Below are 24,576 nucleotides of genomic sequence, written 5' to 3'. Positions count from 1 at the left end.
GTTAGCCTGACGCGGTGAGCGACGCCGACCCCCCGCCCGGTCCTGTCCCGCCGGGCCAGCCCGGGCCGGCCGTCGACGGGCCGCCCGAGGCGTCGTACGACCTGCGCGAGGCGTCGTACGCGCCTGTCGAGGAGCAGCGGCCGAGGCGCAGCCTCCCCCTCGTCCTGGCCACCGTCGCGTCGGGCCTGGTGCTCGGCGCCGCCTTGGTCGCGCCCCTCGTCGACCAGGCGATCCGTGGCGAGGAACGGGCCCAGCGGGCGCTCGACCTGACGCTCGTCGAGACGTGGGAGGTCACCGACCGCGCGCACACGATGGACGACGTCACCTACCCGCAGGACCCGCCTGCCGGCGGGGCGCACGCGCCGATCTGGCTGGCGTGCGGCGTCTACGACGAGCCGGTCCGCGACGAGAACGCCGTCCACGACCTCGAGCACGGCACCGTGTGGATCACCCACGACCCCGACCTGTCCGACGCCGACCGGGCAGCGCTGGCCGAGCAGCTGCCCGACAACGGCATCATGTCGCCGCGCGAGGGCCTGCCGTCGCCCGTCGTGGTGACGGTGTGGGGTGCGCAGCTCCGGCTCGACGGCGCCGACGACCGCCGGCTCGGGCTCTTCCTGGAGGAGTACGGCGACGGGCACACGGCCCCGGAGTTCGGGGTCAGCTGCGAGGGCGGGACGCCGTCCCCGGACGGATCGCTTCCCGAGCAGGGCACCGACGCCTGAAGCGGGAGGGGCGGACGCAGATCGTGGAGGATCCGAGCCACCGGATGACCCCGATCCTCCACGATGTCGACATCACCAGGGGCGGCGAGTGCCCTAGCGTGGCGGCATGATCGTCGCCTTCTCCCTGTCACCGATGTCCAACGACCCGACCGGTTCGGTCACCGACGCGGTGGCGGCCGCCGTCCGGGTCGTCCGCGAGTCCGGGCTGCCCCACGAGACCAACGCGATGTTCACGAACATCGAAGGGGAGTGGGACGAGGTGATGGCCGTGGTCAAGCGGGCCGTCGACGCCGTCTCGGCGGCGTCCCCTCGCGTCGGCCTGGTGCTCAAGGCCGACATCCGACCGGGCTACGACGGCCAGCTGAGCGCGAAGGTGGAGCGGATCGAGGAGGCGCTGCGCGATGCACAGTGAGACCCGCAGCTATCGCACCGGCAGCGAGGAGGTCGTGCTCGACCTGACGCAGGACGCCGTCGAGTTCGTCGGCGACCGGGGCGACGGGCTGCTGCAGGTGTTCGTGCCGCACGCGACCGCCGGCATCGCGGTCATCGAGACGGGCGCCGGGTCGGACGACGACCTGCTGGCGGCCCTCCGCGACCTGCTGCCCCTCGACGACCGGTGGCGCCACCGGCACGGCTCCCCGGGCCACGGCCGCTCTCACGTGATGCCCGCGATCGTGCCGCCCCACTGCACCGTGCCGGTCCTGGGCGGGCGGCTCGCGCTCGGCACCTGGCAGAGCATCTGCCTGGTGGACCTCAACGTCGACAACGACGAGCGCGAGGTGCGCTGGTCATTCCTCGCCGGCTGAGGCCCGGGAGACGCCGTGGACCTGGCCGGGGCGACGCCGACCGAGGCCGCTGCCTCGCTCCCCGGCGACGACCTCGTGCGGGCGGACGTGGTGATGGACCGCGGCTTCGACCTCGACGCCCCGCCGTCCGAGGTGTGGCCGTGGCTGGTGCAGCTCGGCAAGAGGCGGGCCGGCTGGTACCTCCCGAGGTCTGTCGAGCTGTTCGTCCCGCCCCGACGGCGGGCCCTGCGCCGCATCGACCCGCGCCTGCTCGAGCACGAGGTCGGTGACATCGTCCCGGACTGGGGCGGCGCCGACGCCACGTTCACGCTCGCGGCGATCGAGGCACCGACCCTGCTGCTCTACACCTCGAGGCGTGGACGCACCGACCTGACGTGGTGCCTCCACGTCACGGGATCACCGTCGGGTGGTAGTCGGGTCCACCTGCGTCTGCGTCTGGGGCCCGTGCGCCGGGTGTGGTTGGCAAGGACGGTGGGCGGGCTCGTCGACGCCCTGACCGTCACCGGGCTCGGTGCCGGACTGCGCGAGCGGGTTGGGGGCTAGCGTGGCGAACGTGACCCCCGAGCCACCCGACGCCGCGATCCGCCCGGCCACCCGCGCCGACGACCGCGACATCGATGCCGTCATCCGTGCAGCCTTCGGCGCCGCTGACCCGGGGGAGGGCGACAAGGTCGCCGACCTGTGGGCCGAGGTGCGCGACGCAGGGCTCGTGCTGGCCGAGCTGGTCTCCGTCGTGGGCGAGGAGGTCGTGGGACACGTGGGGGTCAGCCACTGCTGGCTCGACGCGCGCCGGGAGCTGGTCGAGGTCGCGATGCTGAGCCCGTTGAGCACGCTGCCGGACCACCAGGGGGCAGGGATCGGCACGGCCCTGGTCGGGGCGGCGATCGAGGCGGCCCGCGCCTCGGGCCGTCCGGCTCTGTTCCTCGAGGGCAGCCCGGCCTTCTACGGCTCGCGTGGCTTCGAGCGGGCCGGCTCGTACGGTCTCGAGCCGGCGTCGCGGCGCACGCCCGAGGCGGCGTTCCAGGTCGTGCGGTTCGACGCGTACGCCGACTGGATGACCGGACGTCTGGTCTACCCGGACGTCTGGTGGCGCCACGACGCCGCAGGCCTGCGCGACCCGGACCTCGCGTTCCTCGAGGACCTGTTCGCCCGCGAGCTCCCGCCCTCCTGATTCACAACCGAACAACTGTTCGATAGGCTTGGCGGGTGTTCCCCGCCCCCCAGCCCCGCCAGCGGCCGACGCCGCCGCAGGGGCACGCGGGCGTCGCGCCCCCCGGCTGGCCGCGGCAGGTGCGACCCCCCGACGCTCCCGACTGGGAGGTCACGGCGGCCAGCTGGCTGCTCGACCTGTGCCCTCCCGACTACCGCCGGTTCTCCGGCCTGCGCCGCCACGTCGTGGTCCTGGCCCGTTTCGCCGTGCTCCACGTCGAGGCACAGCAGCTGGCGACCCGCCGCGGGCTCAGCGAGATCCGCGGCGACCTGAAGGACGTGGCAGACGAGGCGGTCGTCCTGGCGGCGGTGCAGACCTTCCAGCTCGAGGACGCCCGCCTGCTCGGCGTACGACGCGAGGTGGGGTTGGTCGAGGACGCCCTGCGGGGGCGTCGCTACCGCGTGCGGATGTGACCGCTCGCTAGGGTCGCCCGATGCACAGGTTCGCCGCCGTCGCCATGATCGACCCGCACGGGCGGGTGCTGATGCAGGAGCGCGGGGACGACGCGCTGCACGAGCCCGGTCGCTGGGGCTACCCCGGGGGTGACCTCGAGGCCGGGGAGGACTTCGTCGACGCGGCCGTCCGCGAGCTGATCGAGGAGACGGGTCTCGTCGTCGACGCCCGCGACCTGGAGTCGCTGGGGGTGCAGCGGTTCCGCAGCGACGGGTGCGGCGGCGACGACGAGTTCGAGCTGTTCGCCGTCCGCACCGCGGCCGCGGAGGCCGATGTCGTCTGCGGCGAGGGCCGCCGGATGGCCTTCGTCCACCTCGACGACGTGGCCGACCGCCCGCTCCACCGGGCGACGCGGCTGACCCTCGACCTGGTGCGCGAGTGGCAGGCGGTGCCGCTTCCCGTCGACTTCGTGCAGGTGGCCCTCGTCGACCCCCGCGGGCGCGTGCTGATGCAGGAGCGCGACGACCGCGCCCCCGCGTGGCCGGACATGTGGTGCCTCCCGGGCGGCGGGCTCGAGCCCGGTGAGCAGCCGGTCGCCGGGGCGGCCCGCGAGCTGGCGGAGGAGACCGGCGTCGTGGTGGATCCCGGCGACCTCGACGACCTCGGACAGTTCACGCTGGCGGACGATCGCGGCACCTTCCGCTACGGCGTCTTCGCAGCACGCACGGCGCTCGGCGACGATGGGGTCGAGTGTCACGAGGGCCGGCAGATGGTCTTCGTCGCCCCCCAGCGGCTGCCCGGCCTGGACGTCATCCCGGCCACCCGGAAGCTGGAGCCGACGCTCCGGGAGTGGATCGATGACCACCCCTTCGACCACGGCCCCGCACCGAGGCGCTTCGCCGGGATCATCCTCGTCGACCGTCGCGGGTGGATCCTGCTCCAGGAGCGCGACGAGTTCCCGCGCATCGACCCCGAGAAGTGGGGCCTGGCCGGCGGCCACGTCGACCCGGGCGAGGACTTCGAGCCCGCCGCGCACCGCGAGCTCGAGGAGGAGACCGGCGTACGACTGCCGGCAGGCGGGCTGCAGCTGTTCCGCGAGTTCGTCGTCGACCACCGCGAGGTCTACGGCTCCTGGGACGTCATGCAGGTCTTCGTCGCCGCCACGGACCTGACCGACGCCGACATCGACTGCCGCGAGGGACGCCAGATCGTCTTCGTCGACCCGACGGTGGCGCGCGGACTCGACCTCAGCTCGGCGGCCACCGACATCGTCCCGGCCTTCCTCGACAGTGACGTCTACGCCAGCATGGCGCCATGACCGCCCAGACCCTCACCGTCCACCCCGTCCCGTCGATGGGCGCGGAGGACGTGCTCGTCGGGCCCGACGGCACCGTCTTCACCGGCACCGAGGACGGCGCGATCTGGGCGATCGACCCCGCGACGGGCAGCACCCGACGCGTCGCCGACACCGGCGGCCGCCCGCTGGGCATCGAGCTGCTGCCCGACGGTGACCTCGTCGTCTGCGACGCAAGGCGGGGCGTGCTGCGGGTGTCACCCGCGACCGGCGCCGTCGAGGTGCTCGTCGGCGAGGTCGACGGCGAGCCGATGAGGTTCTGCAACAACGCCGCGGTCGCCGGTGACGGCACCGTGTGGTTCAGCGACTCCTCGCTGCACTTCGGCGTGGAGCAGTGGAAGGACGACTTCGTCCAGCACACCCGCACCGGCCGGTTGCTGCGCAGAGACCCCGACGGGTCGGTCGAGGTGGTGCTCACCGGGCTGGCCTTCGCCAACGGCGTCGCACTCGCCTCCGACGAGTCCTATGTCGCCGTGGCCGAGTGCCGCGGCCGCACTGTCGTACGCCTCTGGCTGACCGGCCCGCGCGCAGGGGAGCGCGACCACCTCGTCACGGACCTCCCGGGCTATCCCGACAACATCAGCCGGGGGAGCGACGGGCTGATCTGGGTGGCGGTCGCGAGCCCCGTCGACGGCCTGGTCGAGCGGCTCGGCACCGCCCCGATGCCCCTGCGCAAGGCGGTCACGCGGATCCCCGAGGCGCTGCAGCCCAAGCCCGCGCGGACGATCCGGGTGCAGGCCTACGACGACGACGGCCGGCTGGTGCACGACCTCGACCTGCCGGGCCTCGAGCGCGGCGCCGGCTACCACATGGTCACCGGCGTCCGGGAGCACGACGGCAGGCTCTGGCTGGGGAGCCTCCACGAGCCGGCGGTGGCGGTCATCGACCGTCCATGAAATAGACTCTCGCCCCATGGCTCTCCTCGACTCGATCGCCTCCCCGAGCGACCTCCGCGGGCTCTCCGCGGAGCAGCTCGACGAGCTCGCCGCCGAGATCCGCGACCTGATGATCCGCACGGTCGCGACGAACTCGGGGCACCTCGGGCCCAACCTCGGTGTCGTCGAGCTGACGCTGGCCATCCACCGGGTCTTCGACTCGCCGCGCGACCGGGTCGTCTTCGACACCGGCCACCAGTCCTACGTGCACAAGCTCGTCACCGGCCGTCACGCCGACTTCGCCACCCTGCGCAAGGAGGGTGGCATCAGCGGCTACCCCAGCCAGGCCGAGTCCGACCACGACATCGTCGAGAACTCGCACGCCTCCACCGCGCTGTCCTACGCCGACGGGCTGGCCAAGGCCTACGCCATCCGAGGGGAGGACCGGCACGTCGTCGCGGTGATCGGCGACGGCGCGCTCACCGGCGGCATGGCGTGGGAGGCCCTCAACAACATCGCGATCGCGAAGAAGAGCCGCCTCGTCATCGTCGTCAACGACAACGAGCGGTCCTACACCCCGACCATCGGCGGGCTCGCCACGGCGCTCACCTCGCTGCGCACCAACCCGCGCTACGAGCAGGTCCTCGACCTGGTCAAGAAGCGGCTCAACGCCGTCCCCGGCGTCGGGCACGCGGCGTACGACGCCCTCCACGCCGTCAAGAAGGGCATGAAGGACGCGCTCGCCCCGCAGGGGCTGTTCGAGGACCTCGGCCTCAAGTACGTCGGCCCCGTCGACGGCCACGACCGCGCCGCGATGGAGCAGGCGCTGACCAACGCCAAGCGCTTCGACGGACCCGTCATCGTCCACGCGCTCACCCGCAAGGGCCAGGGCTACGACCCCGCCCTGCGGCACGAGGCCGACCAGTTCCACGCCCCCGGGCCCTTCGACGTGCAGACCGGCGCGGAGAAGCCCAAGGGCAAGATCTGGACCGACCACTTCTCCGAGGCGATCGTCGACCTCGGCGCCCGCCGCGAGGACGTCGTGGCCATCACCGCGGCGATGATGCACCCCGTCGGCCTCGACGTGTTCGCCGAGAAGTACCCCGAGCGCACCTTCGACGTCGGCATCGCCGAGCAGCACGCCGTCACCTCCGCCGCCGGGCTGGCGATGGGCGGCCTCCACCCCGTCTTCGCGGTCTACGCGACCTTCCTCAACCGCGCCTTCGACCAGGTCCTGATGGACGTCGCGCTGCACAGGTGCGGCGTCACCTTCGTGCTCGACCGCTCCGGTGTCACCGGCGACGACGGCGCGAGCCACAACGGCATGTGGGACATGTCGATCCTCCAGGTCGTCCCCGGGCTGCGGCTCGCCGCGCCCCGTGACGTCACGCGGCTGCACGAGCTGCTCGACGAGGCAGTCCAGGTCGACGACGCCCCGACCGTGGTCAGGTTCCCCAAGGGTCCGCCGCCCGCGGACGTGCCGGCGATCGACCGTGCCGGTGGCGCCGACGTGCTCGTCCGCTCGGGCGACCATGACGTGCTGGTCGTCGCGGTCGGCTCGATGGCGACCACGGCCGTCGAGGTCGCCGCACGGCTGACCGACCAGGGCATCGGTGTCACCGTCGTGGACCCCCGCTGGGTCAAGCCGGTCGACCCCGCCCTGATCGACCTCGCGCGCGAGCACCGGCTCGTGGTGAGCGTCGAGGACAACGGACGCGTCGGCGGCTGCGGCGCGACGCTCCTGCAGGCACTCAACGACGCGGGCGTGCGTACGCCGTTCCGCCTGCACGGCATCCCGCAGGAGTTCCTCGACCACGCCAAGCGCGACGTGATCCTGGCGCGCATCGGTCTCGACGCGCAGACCCTCGCCCGGTCGATCGTGGAGGACGTCACCGCCCTCGACCGCGGGCTCAGCGTCGTCGAGGTCGACCACACCGTCTGACCACCTCAGGGGGCGGCGAGGTGCAGCCCAGCCGGCAGCTGGAAGTCGCCGAGCGGCGGCAGCTGCTCGCCGGGTGAGCAGGCGCCGGTGAGCGCGTCGCAGGTCAGGAGCCAGCCGTCCATGGACGTCTCGTCGTCCATGCCGTCGAAGGCCAGCGTCGCCACGGTCGTCGGTCCGAGCCACTGGTAGCCCACCGCCCACTCGTGGCCGTGGTCCAGCGTGACCTCCCGGCCCGTCGTCGTGTCGACGACCTTGCCGATGTCCGCGTCGTCCAGCGACACCAGCCGGGCGTCGGGGGAGAGGTCGGCGAACTCGCGCGAGGACACGTGGAGGGTCGTCCCCTCGCGTTCGAGGAGGACCGTCCGGCCCGGGGCGGTGCGCACCAGGGTGCCGGACTCGGCGTCCAGGACCACGGCGCGCGGATCCGTGTCGAGGGTGCGGTACCTGCTGGGCGTCGACGGCTGCCAGGCGTACACCCCGGCCGAGTCGGCGAGGTAGACCTCGGCGCCGTCGATCGCAGTCACCCGCGGCCGCTCGCCGGGCAGCGCCGGCCCCCGGACTGTGGTCCCGTCCGCCACGTCGAGGCGCACGACCCGTCGGTCGGTGCCGACCCAGGCGACGAAGGTGCCGTCGGACACGAGCTCGGCGAGGTCGGTGTCCGGGGAAGCCGTCTCGCCGACCACCTGGTCGCGACCGTCCCGCCAGAGGTGCACGCGGTGGCCGGGGTCCGTGTAGACCACGTCGTCAACGACCCACACCCAGGCCCGGACCTCGGCGGCGAGGTCGACGGACTCCCCGCCGGCGGTGTGCAGCGTGCGACCGGCAGTCCAGGTCAGGGGCTGCACGCCGGCCGGGGGACTCCCCGCGACCTCTCCGTCGTCGCTGCCCCGGGTGCCGAGCAGCGCGGCTCCGGAGACCGCGGCCACCACGGAGGCCGCAGCCAGGCCAGCGACGACGGTGGCGCGCCGGCGGCGTACGGCTCGCTCGCCGTCGCGGGCGATGGCGGCCACGTCGACCTCCGGAGGCTCGAGGTGGTCGGCACGGTCGCGCATCACGTCGTTGAGCAGCCCGGTCATCGGGTCACCTCCAGCGGGTCGGCGGGGTAGAGGTCGGCGTCGGCGATCCGCTCGCCGAGGCGCGTGCGCAGGGTGCGGAGGGCGGTGGAGACCTGGCTCTTGACGGTGCCGACGGCACAGCCGAGGACGGCCGCGGTCTGCGCCTCGGTGAGGTCCTCGTAGAAGCGCAGGACGATCGCGGCTCGCTGCCGCGGCGGCAGGGCCTGCAGCGCCTGCCAGAGCAGGTCCCTGGTGGCCACGTCGTCGTCATGACCGACCCCGACTCGCTCGGGCACGGTGTCGACCGGACGCTCGCCCCAGCTGCGGCGGCGGTACCAGGTGATCGCGGTCGTCGTGAGCGCCTTGCGCGTGTAGGCCTCGGCCTTGCCCGGGTCGCGCAGCCTCGGCCACGCGACGTACGTCTTGGTGAGGGCCTCCTGGAGCAGGTCCTGGGCGAGGCCACGGTCGCCGACCAGCAGGTACGCCGTGCGGTGCAGCGAGGCTGATCGGGCAGCGACGAACTCGGCGAAGGCTGCCGGATCTCGTCGTGGCATCGGTCGGTCCTGACTGCTCGGGGGCGTTCACCCCTACCGACGATCCCAGCAGCCCGGATGGTTGGGTCGCTCGCGACACGCGAGACCGGGAAGCGCAGGAGGGCCGGTCGGGTCTACCTTGCTGGGATGAGTCTCTTCCGGACCAAGTCAGTCGAGCAGTCGATCGCCGAGACCGAGGAGCCCGAGCACCGCCTGAAGAAGAACCTCGGTGCCCTCGACCTCACGATCTTCGGTGTCGGCGTCATCATCGGTGCCGGCATCTTCGTCTACACCGGCCTGGTCGCCGCGACGAACGCAGGGCCGGCCATCTCGCTGTCGTTCCTCATCGCCGGACTGGCCTGCGCGCTCGCGGCGCTCTGCTACGCAGAGTTCGCCTCGACGGTGCCGGTGGCGGGGAGCGCCTACACGTTCTCGTACGCCACCTTCGGCGAGCTGATCGCCTGGATCATCGGCTGGGACCTCGTGCTGGAGTTCACGGTCGGCGCCTCGGCGCTGGCGGTCGGCTTCTCCGGCTACCTCACGGCCCTGCTGGACGGCACCCCGCTCGAGATCCCGGCGTCGTTGACCTCGGCCAGTGACGGCGTGGTCAACCTCCCGGCGATCGTGATCACCCTGGTCTGCGCCTCGGTCCTGATCGGCGGCATCAAGCTCTCCAGCCGCGTCAACCAGATCGTGGTGGCCATCAAGCTGAGCGTCGTCGCCCTCGTGATCATCGTCGGCGTCGCGCACGTCAAGACGTCCAACTACACGCCCTTCATCCCGCCGAGCCAGCCCTCCTCGGGCGCGGACGCCTCCGCCTGGAAGACCCCGCTGATCACCTCGATCTTCGGCCTCGAGCCGGCGGTCTTCGGGATCGCCGGGGTGATCGCCGGCGCCGCCATCGTGTTCTTCGCGTTCATCGGGTTCGACGTCGTCGCGACCACCGCCGAGGAGACCAAGAACCCGCAGCGTGACGTCCCGATCGGGGTGCTGGCGTCGCTCGCCATCGTGACCGTCCTCTACATCGCGGTCTCGCTCGTCATCACCGGCATGCAGTCCTACCGCGACATCGACCCCGATGACGCGGCACCCCTCGCGACGGCGTTCGAGAACGTCGGGTTGCACTGGATATCGGACCTGATCGCCATCGGGGCCACGATCGGGCTGACCGTCGTCGTGCTGATCCTGATGATGGGCCAGACGCGGGTCGCCTTCGCGATGGCCCGCGACGGGCTGCTGCCCGTCGGCCTGGCCAGGGTCCACCCGACGTTCGGCACGCCCTACCGCATCACCGCGGTGACCGCGATCATGGTCTCGGTGCTGTCGGGCTTCGTGCCGTTCGAGACGCTGGGCGACCTGGTCAGCATCGGCACGCTGTTCGCCTTCATGCTCGTCAGCGTGGGCGTGCTGGTCCTCCGCAGGACACGCCCCGACCTGCACCGCGCATTCCGGGTGCCGGGGATCTACGTCGTCGCCACCGCGTCGGTGCTGCTGTGCGGCTACCTGATGCTCAACCTGATCGCCGAGACCTGGTTCCGCTTCCTGGTCTGGATGGCCATCGGGCTCGTCGTCTACTTCGCCTACGGCCGCTCCCACAGCCGGCTCGGCCGGGGTGAGATGTCGGGCACCCGCACCACCGACCCGGCAGAAGGCGCCGCGGCGGACCCTCACGCCTGACCTCGAGTCGGCGCATCCTGGCGTCGAAATGACGTCGAGTCGGCGCATCCTCCCGCAGGATGCGCCGACTCGACGGGCTGTGGGCGTCACGAGGCGCCCACTCGACGGGTCAGTGGAAGCGCTTGCCGGTCGCCTTCTCCGAGATGCCTGCGACATCGAGCATGAAGGTCAGGCCGCCGTTCCAGAACGAGAACCCGGCGCCGGTGATCATCGCCAGGTCGATGTCCTGCGGGGCGGCGACGACGCCCTCGTCGAGCATCAGGCGCGCCTCCTCGGCCAGGCCGGACAGCGTCCGGTCGCGCACCTCCTCGGCCGTGAGCACGACGGGGGACGACGGCTTCTCGAGCAGCTCCTCCACCTCGGGGTCGAGGCGGCCGTCGGGGCCGTAGTAGGCACCCTTCCTCGCAGCGACGATCCGCTCGAGGGCGGGGGAGACGTAGAAGCGGTCGGGGAACGCAACCTTCAGCGTCTCGTTGTTGTGCAGCGCGATCGCCGGTCCCACGAGCGAGAGCAGCACGAACGGCGGCATCGGCGCGATGCCGGCGAAGGCGCTGTCGGCCACGCCGACGGACGTGCCCTCGTCGACGATGCGGCCGACCTCGCTCATGAAGCGGCCGAGCAGCCGGTTCACGATGAACGACGGGCTGTCCTTGACCAGGATCGTCGTCTTCTTCAGCGCCTTGCCGGTCGCGAACGCCGTGGCCAGCGTGGCGTCGTCGGTGGCGTCGCCCTTCACGATCTCCAGCAGCGGCATCACCGCGACGGGGTTGAAGAAGTGGAAGCCCACGACCCGCTCGGGGTGCTCGAGGTCGGCGGCCATCTCGGTGATCGACAGCGACGAGGTGTTGGTCGCCAGCACGCACTCGGCGCTCACGACCTTCTCGACGTCGGCGAAGACCGTCTTCTTGACCGACATCTCCTCGAAGACGGCCTCGATCACGAAGTCGGCGTCGCCGAAGGCCACCTGCTTGTCGGTCTCACCGGACACCAGCGCCTTGTGGCGGTTGGCCTTGTCCTGGTTGATCCGGCCCTTGGCGAGCAGCTTGTCGATCTCGGCGTGGACGTAGGCGACGCCCTTGTCGGCGCGCTCCTGGTCCAGGTCGGTCAGCACGACCGGCACCTCGAGGCGTCGTACGAAGAGAAGCGCGAGCTGGCTCGCCATGAGGCCGGCACCCACGATGCCCACCTTGGTCACCGGGCGGGCGAGCGACTTGTCGGGCGCGCCCGCCGGCCGCTTGGCCCGCTTCTGCACGAGGTCGAACGAGTAGAGCGAGGCGAGCAGCTCGGCGGTCTGCGACATCGCCTCGAGGGCGTCGTCCTCGGCCGCGAAGCCGGTGTCGCGGTCGGTGTCACGCGCAGCGGCGATGAGCTCGACGGCCTTGGCCGCGGCGGGGGAGCCCCCACCGGTCTTGGCCGCGACGATGCCGCGGGCGCGCTCGATCGCTGCGTCCCACGCCTCGCCCCGGTCGACCTCGGCGCGCTCGACGACGGTCTCGCCGCGGAGCACGGAGGCCGCCCAGAGCAGGGACTGCTCGAGGAAGTCGGCACCGTTGAAGACCGCGTCGGCCAGCCCGAAGTCGTACGCCGCCTGCCCGCCCAGCGTCCTGCCCTGGTTGAGCGGGTTCTCGACGATCAGCGTCACGGCCTTGTCGGCACCGACGAGGTTGGGCACCAGCCACGCGCCGCCCCAGCCGGGGACCAGGCCGAGCATGACCTCGGGCAGGCCGAGGGCCGGCGCGGAGTCCATCACGGTGCGGTAGGTGCAGTGCAGCGCCACCTCGAGGCCACCGCCGAGGGCGAGGCCGTTGACGAGGCCGAACGACGGCTTGCCGCCGTCCTGGAGCTTGCGGAACACCGCGTGCCCGAGCTCGGCGACCGTGCGTACGGCGTCGGGGCCGCCGCCCTGGATCGCGTTGAGGTCGGCGCCGGCCGCCAGGATGAACGGCTTGCCCGTCACCGCGATCGCGTCGATCGTGTCGTCGACCAGCGCCGCGTCGATCGCGGTGTTCAGCGCGAGCAGCGAGGCGGGTCCGAAGGTGTTGGGCTTGGTGTGGTCCTCGCCGTTGTCGAGGGTGATCAGGCCGATGGTCGCGCCCGGCAGGGTCACGGTCCGCAGGTGGGCCTGCGTGACCCGCTCGGCGTCGGACACGATCGCCTGCGCGCGCTCGAAGATGCTGACGTCGTTCACTTGGACTCTCCAATCGAGTCGGGGGTCGCGGCCGCACCGGTCCAGTGGGGGTTCTCCCAGATCACGGTGCCGCCCATGCCGATGCCGATGCACATGGTGGTGAGGCCGTAGCGGACCTCGGGGCGCTCCTCGAACTGGCGCGCCAGCTGGTTCATCAGGCGTACGCCGGACGAGGCCAGCGGGTGCCCCATCGCGATCGCGCCGCCGTAGGGGTTCACCCGCACGTCGTCGTCGGCGATGCCGTAGTGCTCGAGGAAGGCGAGCACCTGCACGGCGAACGCCTCGTTGACCTCGAAGGCCTCGATGTCGTCGATCGTGAGGCCGGCGAGCCGGAGGGCCTTCTCGGTCGCCGGGATCGGGCCGGCGCCCATCACCTCGGGCTCGACGCCCACGAAGGCGTAGGTGACCAGGCGCATCTTCACGGGGAGGCCGAGCTCGCGCGCGGTCTCCTCGTCGGCCAGCAGCGCGGCGGTGGCGCCGTCGTTGATGCCCGCGGCGTTGCCGGCGGTGACGTTGCCGTGCGAGCGGAAGGGGGTCTTGAGGCTGGCGAGCGACTCCATCGTCGTCTCGGGGCGCATGGGCTCGTCGATCGTGGCCAGACCCCAGCCGGCCTCGGCCGAGCGGGTCGCGACCGGCACGAGGTCGGGCTGGATCTTCCCGGCGTCGTAGGCGGCCTTCGTCTTCTGCTGGCTGCGGACGGCGTACTCGTCCACGCGCTGCTTGGTGATCGTGGGGTAGCGGTCGTGGAGGTTCTCCGCGGTCTTTCCCATGACGAGCGCGTCGGGGTTGACGATCCGCTCGGACAGGATGCGCGGGTTGGGGTCGACGCCCTCGCCCATCGGGTGGCGGCCCATGTGCTCGACGCCGCCGGCGATGGCGACGTCGTAGGCACCGAAGGCGATGCCCGAGGCGGTGTTGGTCACGGCCGTCATCGCGCCGGCGCACATGCGGTCGATGGAGTAGCCGGGGACGCTCTGCGGGAGTCCGGCGAGCAGCGCGGCGGTGCGGCCGATGGTGAGGCCCTGGTCGCCGATCTGGGTGGTGGCGGCGATCGCCACCTCGTCCACCCGCTCGGGCGGCAGGGACGGGTTGCGACGGAGCAGCTCGCGGATGCTCTTGATGACGAGGTCGTCGGCGCGCGTCTCGGCGTACTGGCCCTTGGCCTTGCCGAACGGGGTGCGCACGCCGTCGACGAAGACGACCTCACGCTGTGGTCGGGACACTGGCTACTCCCAGGCTATGAGGGGGACAGGGTGCGCTCACGTTACCCCTGAGTAACAACGCCTGCCCACCAGGACGGGTGTGTGTCGGGTCACGGACGGCGACTCACTAGGCTCTAGGCATGGCCGACCGACTCGTGCACATCGTCGACGACGCCGAGGTGCTCGCCGATGCCGGTGACCTCACCCTCGTCGTCGTCCTCACCGGGTTCCTCGACGCGGGCAAGTCCGCGGAGCTGGCTGCCCGGCACCTGTCCGACCTCGCGGAGGGCAAGGTGGTCGCCACGTTCGACGTCGACGCGCTCCACGACTACCGCGCCCGCCGGCCCCCGGTGACCTTCGTCCGTGACCACTACACCGACTACGAGGCGCCCCGGCTGGTCGTCCGCGCGCTGCGCGACACCGGCGGTACGCCGTTCCTGCTGCTCGCCGGCCCCGAGCCCGACATCCGGTGGGAGGCCTTCGCCCGCGCCGTCCGCGAGGTCGTCGAGCGCTTCGACGTGAGTCGGGTCGTGAGCATGGGCGCCGTCCCGATGGCCGTGCCGCACACCCGGCCGATCGCGATCACGCCCCACGCCAACCGGCCCGACCTCGTCCCCGGCGAGAGCCCGTGGCAGGGCGAGCTGCGCGTCCCGGCGAGCGCGCAGGCGCTGCTGGAGATCCGGCTGGGGGAGTGGGGCATCGACGCCCTGGGCTTCGTCGCCCACATCCCGCACTACCTGGCGCAGATGGAGTACCCCCAGGCCGCGCTCGTGCTGCTCGAGCACCTCGAGATCGGAGGTCACCTCACCATCGACCTCGGGGAGCTCCGCGAGGCGGCCGAGATCACCGAGGCCGGGGTCGACCGCTACCTCTCGACCCACGACGAGGTCGGCGACGTCGTCCGCGGGCTCGAGCAGCAGTACGACTCCTTCCGCGAGGCCGAGGCGGCCGGTACGTCGTTGCTGGCCGGTGACGGCCCGCTCCCGACGGGTGAGGAGATCGGTCGCGACTTCGAGGCGTTCCTCGCCGACCTCGACGACCAGTCCAAGGACAACGGCGACGACGCCGGCGGCTGGGACGGCCGCTGATGGCGGGCAGCGCCGACGAGCTGGCGACCCTGCTGGACCTCGAGCGACTCGAGGTCGACCTCTACCGCGGTGCGCAGGCGCGCACCGAGCGCCAGCGGGTGTTCGGCGGCCAGGTGGCCGCCCAGGCGGTCGTCGCCGCGACCCGCAGCGTCGAGAGCCAGTTCGTGCTGCACTCGCTGCACTCCTACTTCCTGCGCCCCGGTGACACGACGGTGCCGATCGTCTACGACGTCGAGCGGATCCGCGACGGGCGCTCGTTCGTGACCCGGCGGGTGTCGGCGCGCCAGCACGGCCGGCCGATCTACTACATGACCGCCAACTTCCAGATCCCCGAGCCGGGCCTCGAGCACCAGGACCGGATGCCGGAGGTACCCAGCCCCGAGCAGGGGATGCCGCTGGTCGAGCTGGCCCGCTCGCGCGGCCCCGAGGCCGCCGAGCACTGGGAGCGGGAGTGGTCGGCGCTCGACATCCGGCACGTGGGGGTCACCGGCCAGGGGCTGCCCGAGGACCCCGACCAGCCCGCCCGGGCCCGGCTCTGGATCAAGGTCGACGGTGAGCTCGCCGCCGATCCCACGGTCCAGCAGGCGGCGTTCACCTATGCGAGCGACCTCACCCTGCTGGGCGCCGCCCTGGTGCCGCACGGCATCCACATCGCGTCGCCGCGGCTCCAGCCCGCCTCGCTCGACCACACGATCTGGTTCCACCGGCCGTTCCGTGCCGACGAGTGGTGGCTCTACGACCAGTTCTCGCCGTTCGCCGGCGGCGCTCGCGGCCTCGCGCTGGCCCGGGTGTTCTCGCAGTCGGGCGAGCTCGTGGCGACGGTGGCCCAGGAGGGCCTGATCCGGGTCCGCGACGAGCGCGTGTAGCATTACACCGCTGTAGTTCCCGGCATTTCCCTGACGGGCGTGTCGCGCGCCCCTAGCCTGTGAGCGCTCGTGTGGCGTCTGGGACTGCGGTGAACCCATGCAACTGGTGGGACAACAGCACGGACCGGTGGCGCCTCTCCCACCCCTCCGCCGTGACGAGGACGCTCACCCATGGGTCCGACCCCCCGAACGACCGCGCTCGTGGCCGCCGCGGCAGCCCTGTCGCTGCTCGCGCCGATGGCGCCGGCTGCCGCGCGTCGCTCGCCCGTCACGGCGTACCAGATGCCCTTCCCGTGCGGGGAGACGTGGAGCGGTGCCACCCGGGTCGGCCACAGCCCGAGCCGCTACGCCATCGACTGGAACCGCAACCCGGATCTCGGCGCCCCGGTCGTGGCGGCTGCCGCCGGGGTCGTGACGACGGCACAGGCCACGCCCAAGGGCGGTTACGGCCGCTGGGTGGTCGTCGACCACGGCAACGACGAGACGTCGCTCTACGCCCACCTCGCCAGCGTCGTGGTCGCTGTGGGCCAGCGCGTCGACCAGGGCGCGATGGTCGGCACGCTCGGCGACAGCGGCAACTCCTCGGGGTCGCACCTGCACTTCGAGGAGAAGGTCGGCCGCAGCGTGGTCCCGGCCGTGCTGAACGGCGCCGCCTACCGTGACGGCGCCCAGACCTCGCTCAACTGCGTCGACGTGCCGCTGGCGGGGGACTACACCGGCGGCCGGGTCTCCGAGGTCGCCGTCTTCCGCCGCGCGAAGAGGTCGTCGTTCGTCTTCAACTCGGGCGCGACAGTGCGGTTCGGCAAGGCGTACGACGAGCCGCTGCTCGGCGACTGGAACGGCGACGGGCAGCTAGACGTCGGGGTGCGCACGCCCAAGGTGAGCAGGTTCAAGCTCAAGACCCCGACCGGCATCGTCAAGATCAGGTGGGGCCTGCCCTCGGACATGCCGATCAGCGGCGACTGGGACGGCAACGGCACCACCGAGATCGGCGTGCGCAGGGCCTACGACGGCACGTTCCACCCACGGATGGCGGACGGGACGTCGACCCCGGTCTGGCTCGGCGACGCGGACGACCTGCCCGTCACCGGCGACTGGGACGGCAACGGCACGACCGACCTGGGCGTCTTCGACCAGGCGACGGCCACCTTCACGCTGCGCAGCGTCACCACCTCAGGTCTCTCCGTGCTCGAGGTCGTCCAGTTCGGCGCGGCGGGCGACCTGCCGGTGACCGGCGACTGGAACGGCGACGGGGTGAGCGACCTCGGGGTCTGGTCCCCGGCGACGGCGACCTTCACCCAGGGCCTCGGCCGTGCGCCCACCTCGGCCCGCGGCGTGCTGAGGACTATCCCGTTCGGCAACCCCCGCCGCTGACGGGTCGTCAGGCCGGGGTCGTCCGACCGAGCAGGTGCGGCGAGCCGTCCTTCGGGTTGGTCATCGCGAAGGTCCAGCCCGCGTCGTCCTGGCCGGCGGCGTAGCGCACCGTGCTCGGGAGGAGCACCGGCTTCTTGAACGCCGCCTCGACGGTGACGGCGTCGGGCAGCCGGTTCTCGATCGCGGCGACCGAGCGCGCCAGGGTCCACATGCCGTGGGCGATCTGGCGCGGGAACCCCAGCGCCCTCGCGGTCAGCGGGTGGAGGTGGATCGGGTTCGCGTCGCCCGACACGGCGGCGTAGGTGCGCCCGAGGTCGGCGGGCAGGCGCCACTCGACGCCACCGGTCGGCGGGTCCGGCACCTCCAGGCCCTGAGCCGCGTCACCGTCGACGGACCGGCCACGGCGCAGGTAGGTCGACGTCGACTCCCACGCGGTCCGGCCCTCACCCGACACGGTGGTGGTGAAGTCGAGCAGGACGCCCCTGGCGTGCGGGCGTGGCGTGGCGACCGAGGTGGTGACGTCGAGCGCCTCGCCGACACCGATGGCGCGGTGGGCCGTGATCGCGTTCTCGACGTGGACCATCCCGATCGCGGCGTAGGGGAAGTCCGCGTCGCTCATGATCGCCATGTGGAGCGGGAACGCCAGCAGGTGCGGGAAGGTCACGGGTACGACGTCGCGGCGCGGGAAGCCGCAGACGGCGGCGTACGCGTCCACGCGGGCACGCTCGACGACCACCGCCTCGCGGGAGTAGGCGAGGCCGGTGAAGTCGCGCGCCAGGCCCTTGCGGATCCCCGGCAGCCGGTTGACGCCGGGCACCGCCGGCAGCGCCGCGCGGACGAGCGTGGCCAGCCCGCCATGCTCGCCGGTGAGGGTCTTCGGCGCCGTCATCAGGCGCCCAGCATCATCTGGCCGCAGACGCGCACGACGTTGCCGTTGACCGCGCCCGATCCGGCGGCCGCGAACCATGCGATCGTCTCGGCGACGTCGACCGGCAGGCCGCCCTGCGCCAGGGCGTTGAGGCGCTGGCCGACCTCGCGGGTCGCGAACGGAACGGCGGCGGTCATCTGCGTGATGATGAAGCCGGGCGCGACGGCGTTGACGGTGATCCCGTCGGAGAGCTCGTCGCGCAGGCTGTCGACGAGGCCGATGACCCCTGCCTTGGAGGTCGCGTAGTTGGTCTGGCCGACGTTGCCGGCGATGCCCGCGATCGAGGCGACGCCCACGATGCGGCCGCCGGCGTTGATGACGCCCTGGTCGAGCAGCTCACGGGTGATCAGCTCGGGTGCGGTGAGGTTGACGGCGACGACGCTGCTCCAGCGGTCCTCGGCCATGTTGGCGAGCTTCTTGTCGCGGGTGATCCCGGCGTTGTGGACCACGACGTCGACACCGCCGTGGTGCTCGCGGAGGTGGTGGGCGATGCGCTGCGGGGCGTCCTTGGCGGTGATGTCGAGGACGAGGTGGTCGCCGTCGAGCTCCCCCATGAGGGTCTGCAGCTCGCTGGCGGCCTGCGGCACGTCGACCCCGACGACCGTAGCGCCGTCGCGGTGCAGGACCCGGGCGATCTCCTCGCCGATGCCGCGGCTCGCGCCGGTCACGAGCGCGACCTTGCCCGCCAGCGGGCGGGTCCAGTCGGTCACCTCGTCGGTGGTCACGGCGCCGTGCGCACCGATGCGGACGACCTGGCCCGAGACGTAGGCGGACTTGGGGGACAGGAGGAAGGCGAGGGTGGAGGCGGTCGCTCCGTCGGCGGCAGGAGCGACGTACACGAGCTGGACGGTGCCGCCGCGGCCGATCTCCTTGCCGAGGGAGCGGGTGAAGCCCTCGAGCGCGCGCTGGGCGACCCGCTCGGACCCGGTGCGCTGCTCCGGCGGCGTGCCGATCACGACCACGCGCGGGCAGGACTCGAGGCGGCGCATGAGCGGGGTGAAGAACTCCTGCAGGGCGACGAGACCGGCGGTGTCGGTGATGCCCGTGGCGTCGAAGACGAGGGCCTTGGCGCGAGCGCCCTCCTCGAGCGCGCTGGCGGACGCGATGCCGAGCCCGTCGAGCGTGGTCGGGAGGGTCTCCGCCAGGCGGCCTTCCCCGCCCAGCACCACGAGCCCGTCCACCAGCGGTGAGCCGTCGGACCAGCGCTCGAGCCTGGTGGGGTCGGGCAGGCCGAGGTTCTTGACGAGCAGCTTGCCGATCGGGGTGGACACGAAGCCCTGGTAGCGGTCGCTCATGGTCGCGGTGTTCCCTCTTCGCTGGTGGGACGGACGGTGGTGTCGATGTGTAACGCGTGCTGTAACTCCGAGTCCACTTTTCGTGACGTGCCCCTCAGGCCGTTGGCCGGGGGCGACTCTCCGGCAAGGATAGGAACATGCAGCCCACCACCCGCCCGGTCGCCGTCGTCGGCGGCAACCGCATCCCGTTCGCCCGGTCCAACACCGTCTACGCCGGCGTCTCCAACCAGGAGATGCTGACCGCCGCCATCGACGGCCTCGTCGACCGGTTCGAGCTGCGGGGCGAGCGGCTCGGCGAGGTCGTGGCCGGGGCAGTGCTCAAGCACTCGCGCGACTTCAACCTCACCCGCGAGTGCGTGCTCGGCTCCCGGCTCGCCCCGGAGACCCCCGCCACCGACATCCAGCAGGCCTGCGGCACCGGTCTGCAGGCGGCGATCCAGGTGGCCAACAAGATCGCGCTCGGCGTCATCGACGCCGGTGTCGCCGGCGGCACCGACACCACGTCCGACGCGCCCGTCGCGATCAGCGACAAGCTGCGCCGCAAGCTGATGAAGGTCAACTCCGCCAAGGACACCGCGAGCCGGCTCAAGGCGCTCGGCGCGATCCGCCCCGGCGACATCGGCCTCGACATCCCCCAGAACGGCGAGCCCCGCACCAGGCTCTCGATGGGCGAGCACGCCGCGCTCACGGCGCTGGAGTGGCGCATCACCCGTGAGGCGCAGGACGAGCTGGCCGCGCGCTCGCACCACAACCTCGCCCGCTCCTACGAGGAGGGGTTCCACGACGACCTGGTCACCGCGTTCCGCGGCGTCGAGCGCGACAACAACCTGCGCCCGGACTCCACGGTCGAGAAGCTCGCCAACCTCAAGCCGGTCTTCGGCAAGGGCTCGGCCGCGACGATGACCGCGGGCAACAGCACCCCGCTGTCCGACGGCGCCTCCGCGGTGCTGCTGTCCAGCGACGAGTGGGCGCAGGAGCGCGGCCTGCCGGTGCTCGCCCACCTCGTCGACGCGGAGACCGCGGCGGTCGACTACGTCAACGGCCACGAGGGCCTGCTGATGGCGCCGGCGTACGCCGTCCCGCGGATGCTGGAGCGCAACGGGCTCACGCTCCAGGACTTCGACTACTACGAGATCCACGAGGCGTTCGCCTCGCAGGTGCTGTCGACGCTCGCGGCCTGGGAGGACCCGGTGTTCTGCAAGGAGCGCCTCGGCCTCGACGCCCCGCTCGGCTCGATCGACCTCGACTCGCTCAACGTCAACGGCTCGTCGCTCGCGGCCGCGCACCCCTTCGCCGCGACCGGTGGCCGGATCATCCCGGTCGCCGCCAAGCTGCTCGCCCAGAAGGCTGAGTCGACCGGCAAGGGCGGCCGCGCGCTGATCTCGATCTGCGCCGCCGGCGGACAGGGCGTCGTCGCGATCCTGGAGCGCTGAGGTCGCGGTCGCCCCGGCCGATCAGGTGCGGGTGAGCCGGAACCACTCGCCGCTCCTGCTGCTCGACGCTCGGGTCGGTGCTGTGGAGTCGGACGAGCCGATGCCAGACACAGCGGTCACGGTCCAGCCACGGTAGGCCCGTTCGATGTCGTGGCGAACCGCCTGCCTCGGGCGCACGGGCCAGGCCCGGGGACCGCCCGTGCGGATCAGGACGGTGGCGTCCGGCGCGGCGAGCTCGCTGACGCCGCCCGCCATGAGGGTGCGATCTGCGTCCCCGAGGCTCTGGAAGCAGCCGACGTCGAGGAAGAGGTCGAACCGGTTGCCGACGCCGGAGTGGACCAGGTGACGCACGTCGCCGATCACGAAGCGTGCGTCGTCGAGGCCGTTGCGCCGCACGGCGATGTCGACGGCCTGGCGCACGTTGTCGACACCCATGGCGTCCCACCCGCGATCGAGGAGGAGCTTGGTGTTGGCGCCGCGGCCACAACCGAGGTCGATGGCGCTACGGAGCCGGTCGGGCCGCAGCGCCTCCTCGCGGTCGAGGAGGTGCTCGAGGGTGGGCCGATCCTGACGGCTCGCCTTCTCCCACGGGATGATCCCGGCGCGATATGCGGTGGCGTAGCCGATGCTCATGTGGAGTTCCTGCCCTGCGTGAGCGGAATGTACCGCTCGTTTCGAGCGTACTCCTGTCCCGGCTCCGCACCCGCGCTGCTGCTAGGGTCGCCACCGATCGACATCCTTTAACGAGCCGTCCCGTGAGGCGGAGAAGGAGGTCCGGCGCGCAGATGCCTGCCCCCGAAGAGACCGTGACCGACCCCGCGAGCGGGAGAGCGGACCGCACCGTCCTCGACGCCCGTGACATCTCCCGGGCGCTGACCCGGATCGCGCACGAGCTGCTCGAGCGCAACAAGGGCGCCACCGACCTGGTGCTGCTCGGCCTGCACACCCGCGGCGTGCCCCTCGCCCGGCGCATCGCCGAGAAGATCACCGCCGTCGAGGGCACGCCCGTCGCCGTCGGCGAGCTCGACGTGACGATGTACCGCGACGACCTGCGCTCGCAGCCCACGCGGCGTGCCCACAAGACGGCGCTGCCGCCCGGCGGGATCGACGGGAAGATCGTCGTCCTCGTCGACGACGTCCTCTTCTCCGGCCGCACCATCCGCGCCGCGCTCGACGCCCTCGCCGACCTCGGTCGCCCCGGCGCCGTACGCCTCGCGGTCCTGGTCGACCGCGGGCACCGCGAGCTGCCCATCCGTGCCGACCACGTCGGCAAGAACCTCCCAAGCGCGCTCGCCGAGCGCGTCAGCGTTCGCCTGGCCGAGGTCGACGGCACCGACGAGGTGACGATCTCGTGAAGCACCTGCTCTCCATCGACGACCTCTCCACCGACGAGATCCTCCAGCTCTTCGAGACCGCCGCCGACATGCACGACGTGCAGAGCCGCGAGGTCAAGAAGCTGCCGGCGCTGCGGGGCCGCACCGTCGTCAACATGTTCTTCGAGGACTCCACCCGCACGCGGTCGTCCTTCGAGATCGCCGGCAAGTGGCTCTCCGCCGACGTCATCAACGTCAGCGCCAAGGGGTCGAGCACGTCCAAGGGCGAGAGCCTGCGCGACACCGTCCTGACCGTCTGCGCGATGGGCGTCGACGGCCTCGTCATCCGCCACCCCGCCAGCGGGGCGGCCGTCCAGGTCAGCCAGTGGGTCGACGCCGCGGTCGTCAACGCGGGCGACGGGATGCACGAGCACCCGACCCAGGCGCTCCTCGACGCCTACACCCTCCAGCGCCACCTCGGCTCGCTCGAGGGCCGCCACGTCGCGATCATCGGCGACCTGACCCACAGCCGGGTCTTCCGGTCCAACGTGCAGTGCCTGACCCGCCTCGGCGCCCGCGTGACCGTGGTCGCGCCACCGACGCTGATGCCGAGCGGGATCGGCGCCTGGTCGGCCGCGGCCGGCTTCGAGACGTCGTACGACATCGACGCGGTCCTGCCCGAGGCCGACGCGGTGATGATGCTGCGCGTCCAGCGTGAGCGGATGTCTGGAGCGTTCTTCCCGAGCGCGCGGGAGTACACCGTCGGCTACGGCCTGACCCGCAACCGCCTGTCGCTGCTCAAGCCGGACGTCCCGATCTGCCACCCGGGACCGATGAACCGCGGCCTCGAGATCGCCGCCGACGCCGCCGACGCGGCCCAGTCGGTCGTGCTGGAGCAGGTCTCCGGCGGCCTGGCGATCCGGATGGCCGTGCTCTACCACCTGCTGGCCGGGGACACCTGGGGAGGAATTGCCTGATGTCGCTGGTGATCAAGGGAGCCTCGCTGCTCGGTCAGCAGACCCGGGACCTGTACGTCGACGACGCGGGCGTGCTCGTCGACGAGGCGCCGTCCGGCGCGGAGACGATCGACGCCGACGGCCTCGTCGCCCTGCCCGGGCTCGTCGACCTGCACACCCACCTGCGCGAGCCCGGCCGCGAGGACGCCGAGACCATCCTCACCGGCTCGCAGGCCGCCGCCCTCGGCGGCTACACCGCGGTGCTGGCGATGGCCAACACCTCGCCCGTCACCGACACCGCTGAGGCCGCCACTCGCGTCTGGGAGCTCGGCCGCGAGGCGGGGCTGGTGCACGTGCAGCCGGTCGGCGCGGTGACGCGTGGTCTCGCCGGCGAGGAGCTGGCCGAGCTCGGGCTGATGCACCGGTCGCGCGCTGCCGTGAACGTCTTCTCGGACGACGGGAAGTGCGTCCACGACGCGCGGGTGATGCGCCGGGCGCTGGAGTACGTCAAGGCGTTCGGCGGCGTCGTCTCCCAGCACTCGCAGGACCCGGCGCTCGCCGGCCCGGCAGCGTGCTGCCACGAGGGCGAGCTGTCCGGACGCCTCGGACTGCCCGGCTGGCCGGGGATCGCCGAGGAGGTGATCGTCGCCCGCGACGTGATGCTGGCCAGGCACACCGGATCGCGGGTGCACGTGGCCCACGTGTCCACCGCCGGCTCGGTCGAGGTGCTGCGGTGGGCGAAGGCGCGGGGCATCGAGGTCACCGCCGAGGTCACCCCGCACCACCTGCTGCTCACGACCGACCTGCTCACCGGCTACGACCCCACCTACAAGGTCAACCCGCCGCTGCGCCCGCAGGAGGACGTCGACGCGCTCCGCGAGGCGCTCACCGACGGCACGATCGATGCCGTCGCGACCGACCACGCGCCGCACGCGCGCCACGACAAGGAGCACGCGTTCGTCGACGCGGCCTTCGGGATGCTCGGGATCGAGACCGCGCTCGGCGTGGTCCGCACGGCGCTGCCCGACCTGTCCTGGTCCGACGTGGCCCGCGTGATGTCGACGACGCCGGCGCGAATCGCGGGACTGGCCGAGCAGGGGCGCCCGCTCGAGCCCGGCTCACCGGCCCACGTCGTGCTCGTCGACCCTGACACCGCCGTCACCGTCGACCGCGACGCCTCCGCGTCGCTCTCGCGCAACAACCCGTGGCACGGGCGCAGCCTCACCTCGCGGGTCGTGCACACCGTGTACGGCGGCCGGGTGACCGTCCGCGACGGCGCCCTGGCCTGACCCGGCGTACGTCCGCCCTGGCCGGTGAGTCGCCCAGAGACTCACCGCGCATCCCGGGCGTGTCGGGGGTCGGT

The 24,576-nt window shown here is 72.2% G+C and carries 24 protein-coding genes; 17 read left to right on the top strand and 7 right to left on the bottom strand.

The window, feature by feature from the left end:
• Positions 1-14: 14 nt before the first annotated feature.
• The 9 genes from JOD65_RS24080 (at position 15) to dxs (ending at position 7,305) form a co-directional block, all read left to right on the top strand.
• Positions 15-725, top strand: a complete 711-nt coding sequence (locus JOD65_RS24080; protein WP_191195713.1) for a thioredoxin-like domain-containing protein — start codon at positions 15-17, stop codon at positions 723-725.
• 106 nt (positions 726-831) lie between these two features.
• Entirely contained in the window at positions 832-1,137 is a 306-nt protein-coding gene (locus tag JOD65_RS14935; protein WP_191195712.1) for an MTH1187 family thiamine-binding protein, read from the top strand.
• Positions 1,127-1,531 (top strand): YjbQ family protein, encoded by a 405-nt coding sequence (locus JOD65_RS14930; protein WP_191195711.1) that lies wholly within the window; start codon positions 1,127-1,129, stop codon positions 1,529-1,531. The genes JOD65_RS14935 and JOD65_RS14930 overlap by 11 nt, the downstream gene beginning before the upstream one ends.
• A gap of 15 nt (positions 1,532-1,546) precedes the next feature.
• The gene (locus tag JOD65_RS14925) at positions 1,547-2,074 is read left to right on the top strand and encodes a hypothetical protein (RefSeq protein ID WP_191195710.1); all 528 of its coding nucleotides are present in this window, start codon (positions 1,547-1,549) and stop codon (positions 2,072-2,074) included.
• A gap of 10 nt (positions 2,075-2,084) precedes the next feature.
• Positions 2,085-2,702 (top strand): GNAT family N-acetyltransferase, encoded by a 618-nt coding sequence (locus tag JOD65_RS14920; protein WP_204811202.1) that lies wholly within the window; start codon positions 2,085-2,087, stop codon positions 2,700-2,702.
• Positions 2,703-2,737: 35 nt separating this feature from the next.
• A complete protein-coding gene (locus JOD65_RS14915; protein ID WP_204811200.1) occupies positions 2,738-3,154 on the top strand; it encodes a hypothetical protein in 417 nt (138 codons plus the stop codon).
• 20 nt (positions 3,155-3,174) lie between these two features.
• Positions 3,175-4,452: an NUDIX domain-containing protein gene (locus JOD65_RS14910; RefSeq protein WP_204811198.1), complete on the top strand. Its 1,278-nt coding sequence runs from the start codon at positions 3,175-3,177 to the stop codon at positions 4,450-4,452.
• Positions 4,449-5,384 (top strand): SMP-30/gluconolactonase/LRE family protein, encoded by a 936-nt coding sequence (locus tag JOD65_RS14905; protein ID WP_191195709.1) that lies wholly within the window; start codon positions 4,449-4,451, stop codon positions 5,382-5,384. Before JOD65_RS14910 ends, JOD65_RS14905 begins: the two co-directional genes overlap by 4 nt.
• Positions 5,385-5,400: 16 nt before the next feature.
• Positions 5,401-7,305 (top strand): 1-deoxy-D-xylulose-5-phosphate synthase, encoded by a 1,905-nt coding sequence (gene dxs, locus JOD65_RS14900; protein WP_191195708.1) that lies wholly within the window; start codon positions 5,401-5,403, stop codon positions 7,303-7,305.
• Between the two features lie 5 nt (positions 7,306-7,310).
• On the opposite strand, the gene JOD65_RS14895 is transcribed toward dxs, so the two are convergent.
• Together JOD65_RS14895 and JOD65_RS14890 are read right to left on the bottom strand one after the other, a co-directional pair.
• Positions 7,311-8,381, bottom strand: a complete 1,071-nt coding sequence (locus tag JOD65_RS14895; protein WP_191195707.1) for a hypothetical protein — start codon at positions 8,379-8,381, stop codon at positions 7,311-7,313.
• Complete coding sequence (locus tag JOD65_RS14890) at positions 8,378-8,914, bottom strand: SigE family RNA polymerase sigma factor (protein WP_191195706.1); 537 nt, start codon at positions 8,912-8,914, stop codon at positions 8,378-8,380. The genes JOD65_RS14895 and JOD65_RS14890 overlap by 4 nt, the downstream gene beginning before the upstream one ends.
• Positions 8,915-9,040: 126 nt before the next feature.
• On the opposite strand from JOD65_RS14890, the gene JOD65_RS14885 reads away from it, so the two are divergent.
• The gene (locus tag JOD65_RS14885; protein ID WP_191195705.1) at positions 9,041-10,570 is read left to right on the top strand and encodes an amino acid permease; all 1,530 of its coding nucleotides are present in this window, start codon (positions 9,041-9,043) and stop codon (positions 10,568-10,570) included.
• A gap of 109 nt (positions 10,571-10,679) precedes the next feature.
• Here the strand turns inward: JOD65_RS14885 and JOD65_RS14880 are convergent, their stop codons facing one another.
• A complete protein-coding gene (locus JOD65_RS14880; RefSeq protein ID WP_191195704.1) occupies positions 10,680-12,758 on the bottom strand; it encodes a 3-hydroxyacyl-CoA dehydrogenase NAD-binding domain-containing protein in 2,079 nt (692 codons plus the stop codon).
• Complete coding sequence (locus tag JOD65_RS14875; RefSeq protein WP_191195703.1) at positions 12,755-13,981, bottom strand: thiolase family protein; 1,227 nt, start codon at positions 13,979-13,981, stop codon at positions 12,755-12,757. Before JOD65_RS14875 ends, JOD65_RS14880 begins: the two co-directional genes overlap by 4 nt.
• Positions 13,982-14,100: 119 nt before the next feature.
• On the opposite strand from JOD65_RS14875, the gene JOD65_RS14870 reads away from it, so the two are divergent.
• The 3 genes from JOD65_RS14870 to JOD65_RS14860 all read left to right on the top strand — a co-directional run bounded on the left by JOD65_RS14870 (position 14,101) and on the right by JOD65_RS14860 (position 17,288).
• On the top strand, positions 14,101-15,048 hold the full coding sequence (locus JOD65_RS14870) for a PAC2 family protein (protein ID WP_191195702.1): 948 nt from the start codon (positions 14,101-14,103) through the stop codon (positions 15,046-15,048).
• Positions 15,048-15,914 (top strand): acyl-CoA thioesterase, encoded by an 867-nt coding sequence (locus JOD65_RS14865; RefSeq protein ID WP_191195701.1) that lies wholly within the window; start codon positions 15,048-15,050, stop codon positions 15,912-15,914. Before JOD65_RS14870 ends, JOD65_RS14865 begins: the two co-directional genes overlap by 1 nt.
• A 171-nt stretch (positions 15,915-16,085) precedes the next feature.
• Positions 16,086-17,288: a M23 family metallopeptidase gene (locus JOD65_RS14860; RefSeq protein WP_191195700.1), complete on the top strand. Its 1,203-nt coding sequence runs from the start codon at positions 16,086-16,088 to the stop codon at positions 17,286-17,288.
• A gap of 7 nt (positions 17,289-17,295) precedes the next feature.
• Here JOD65_RS14860 and JOD65_RS14855 read toward each other — a convergent pair whose 3' ends face one another.
• Complete coding sequence (locus JOD65_RS14855; protein WP_191195699.1) at positions 17,296-18,177, bottom strand: MaoC/PaaZ C-terminal domain-containing protein; 882 nt, start codon at positions 18,175-18,177, stop codon at positions 17,296-17,298.
• Entirely contained in the window at positions 18,177-19,511 is a 1,335-nt protein-coding gene (locus tag JOD65_RS14850) for a 3-oxoacyl-ACP reductase (protein ID WP_191195698.1), read from the bottom strand. Before JOD65_RS14850 ends, JOD65_RS14855 begins: the two co-directional genes overlap by 1 nt.
• Before the next feature lie 137 nt (positions 19,512-19,648).
• On the opposite strand from JOD65_RS14850, the gene JOD65_RS14845 reads away from it, so the two are divergent.
• Positions 19,649-20,944 (top strand): acetyl-CoA C-acetyltransferase, encoded by a 1,296-nt coding sequence (locus JOD65_RS14845; protein ID WP_191195697.1) that lies wholly within the window; start codon positions 19,649-19,651, stop codon positions 20,942-20,944.
• A 21-nt stretch (positions 20,945-20,965) separates the two neighbouring features.
• On the opposite strand, the gene JOD65_RS14840 is transcribed toward JOD65_RS14845, so the two are convergent.
• Positions 20,966-21,577 (bottom strand): class I SAM-dependent methyltransferase, encoded by a 612-nt coding sequence (locus JOD65_RS14840; RefSeq protein ID WP_191195696.1) that lies wholly within the window; start codon positions 21,575-21,577, stop codon positions 20,966-20,968.
• 152 nt (positions 21,578-21,729) lie between these two features.
• On the opposite strand from JOD65_RS14840, the gene pyrR reads away from it, so the two are divergent.
• The 3 genes from pyrR to JOD65_RS14825 are packed head-to-tail and all read left to right on the top strand — an operon-like array spanning position 21,730 to position 24,502.
• Positions 21,730-22,299, top strand: a complete 570-nt coding sequence (gene pyrR, locus JOD65_RS14835) for a bifunctional pyr operon transcriptional regulator/uracil phosphoribosyltransferase PyrR (RefSeq protein WP_191195695.1) — start codon at positions 21,730-21,732, stop codon at positions 22,297-22,299.
• Positions 22,296-23,234 carry an aspartate carbamoyltransferase catalytic subunit gene (locus JOD65_RS14830; RefSeq protein WP_191195694.1) on the top strand — a complete coding sequence of 313 codons (939 nt, stop codon included), beginning with the start codon at positions 22,296-22,298 and terminating at the stop codon, positions 23,232-23,234. Before pyrR ends, JOD65_RS14830 begins: the two co-directional genes overlap by 4 nt.
• Positions 23,234-24,502, top strand: a complete 1,269-nt coding sequence (locus tag JOD65_RS14825) for a dihydroorotase (RefSeq protein WP_191195693.1) — start codon at positions 23,234-23,236, stop codon at positions 24,500-24,502. The genes JOD65_RS14830 and JOD65_RS14825 overlap by 1 nt, the downstream gene beginning before the upstream one ends.
• The last annotated feature ends 74 nt before the right edge of the window (positions 24,503-24,576 follow it).

Origin of the sequence: Nocardioides cavernae (genome assembly GCF_016907475.1) — a bacterium.
Classification (GTDB): Bacteria; Actinomycetota; Actinomycetes; order Propionibacteriales; family Nocardioidaceae; genus Nocardioides; species Nocardioides cavernae.
Note: the sequence above shows the minus strand (reverse complement) of the source record. Positions and strands in the feature narration are given on the sequence as shown.

What these genes read in the sequence shown, in the direction of transcription:
- JOD65_RS14935 (WP_191195712.1), top strand. Translation starts at nt 832, where the DNA reads ATGATCGTCGCCTTCTCCCTGTCACCGATGTCCAACGACCCGACCGGT.
- JOD65_RS14930 (WP_191195711.1), top strand. Translation starts at nt 1,127, where the DNA reads ATGCACAGTGAGACCCGCAGCTATCGCACCGGCAGCGAGGAGGTCGTG.
- JOD65_RS14910 (WP_204811198.1), top strand. Translation starts at nt 3,175, where the DNA reads ATGCACAGGTTCGCCGCCGTCGCCATGATCGACCCGCACGGGCGGGTG.
- JOD65_RS14905 (WP_191195709.1), top strand. Translation starts at nt 4,449, where the DNA reads ATGACCGCCCAGACCCTCACCGTCCACCCCGTCCCGTCGATGGGCGCG.
- dxs (WP_191195708.1), top strand. Translation starts at nt 5,401, where the DNA reads ATGGCTCTCCTCGACTCGATCGCCTCCCCGAGCGACCTCCGCGGGCTC.
- JOD65_RS14895 (WP_191195707.1), bottom strand. Translation starts at nt 8,381, where the DNA reads ATGACCGGGCTGCTCAACGACGTGATGCGCGACCGTGCCGACCACCTC.
- JOD65_RS14890 (WP_191195706.1), bottom strand. Translation starts at nt 8,914, where the DNA reads ATGCCACGACGAGATCCGGCAGCCTTCGCCGAGTTCGTCGCTGCCCGA.
- JOD65_RS14885 (WP_191195705.1), top strand. Translation starts at nt 9,041, where the DNA reads ATGAGTCTCTTCCGGACCAAGTCAGTCGAGCAGTCGATCGCCGAGACC.
- JOD65_RS14870 (WP_191195702.1), top strand. Translation starts at nt 14,101, where the DNA reads ATGGCCGACCGACTCGTGCACATCGTCGACGACGCCGAGGTGCTCGCC.
- JOD65_RS14865 (WP_191195701.1), top strand. Translation starts at nt 15,048, where the DNA reads ATGGCGGGCAGCGCCGACGAGCTGGCGACCCTGCTGGACCTCGAGCGA.
- JOD65_RS14860 (WP_191195700.1), top strand. Translation starts at nt 16,086, where the DNA reads ATGGGTCCGACCCCCCGAACGACCGCGCTCGTGGCCGCCGCGGCAGCC.
- JOD65_RS14855 (WP_191195699.1), bottom strand. Translation starts at nt 18,177, where the DNA reads ATGACGGCGCCGAAGACCCTCACCGGCGAGCATGGCGGGCTGGCCACG.
- JOD65_RS14850 (WP_191195698.1), bottom strand. Translation starts at nt 19,511, where the DNA reads ATGAGCGACCGCTACCAGGGCTTCGTGTCCACCCCGATCGGCAAGCTG.
- JOD65_RS14845 (WP_191195697.1), top strand. Translation starts at nt 19,649, where the DNA reads ATGCAGCCCACCACCCGCCCGGTCGCCGTCGTCGGCGGCAACCGCATC.
- JOD65_RS14840 (WP_191195696.1), bottom strand. Translation starts at nt 21,577, where the DNA reads ATGAGCATCGGCTACGCCACCGCATATCGCGCCGGGATCATCCCGTGG.
- pyrR (WP_191195695.1), top strand. Translation starts at nt 21,730, where the DNA reads ATGCCTGCCCCCGAAGAGACCGTGACCGACCCCGCGAGCGGGAGAGCG.
- JOD65_RS14825 (WP_191195693.1), top strand. Translation starts at nt 23,234, where the DNA reads ATGTCGCTGGTGATCAAGGGAGCCTCGCTGCTCGGTCAGCAGACCCGG.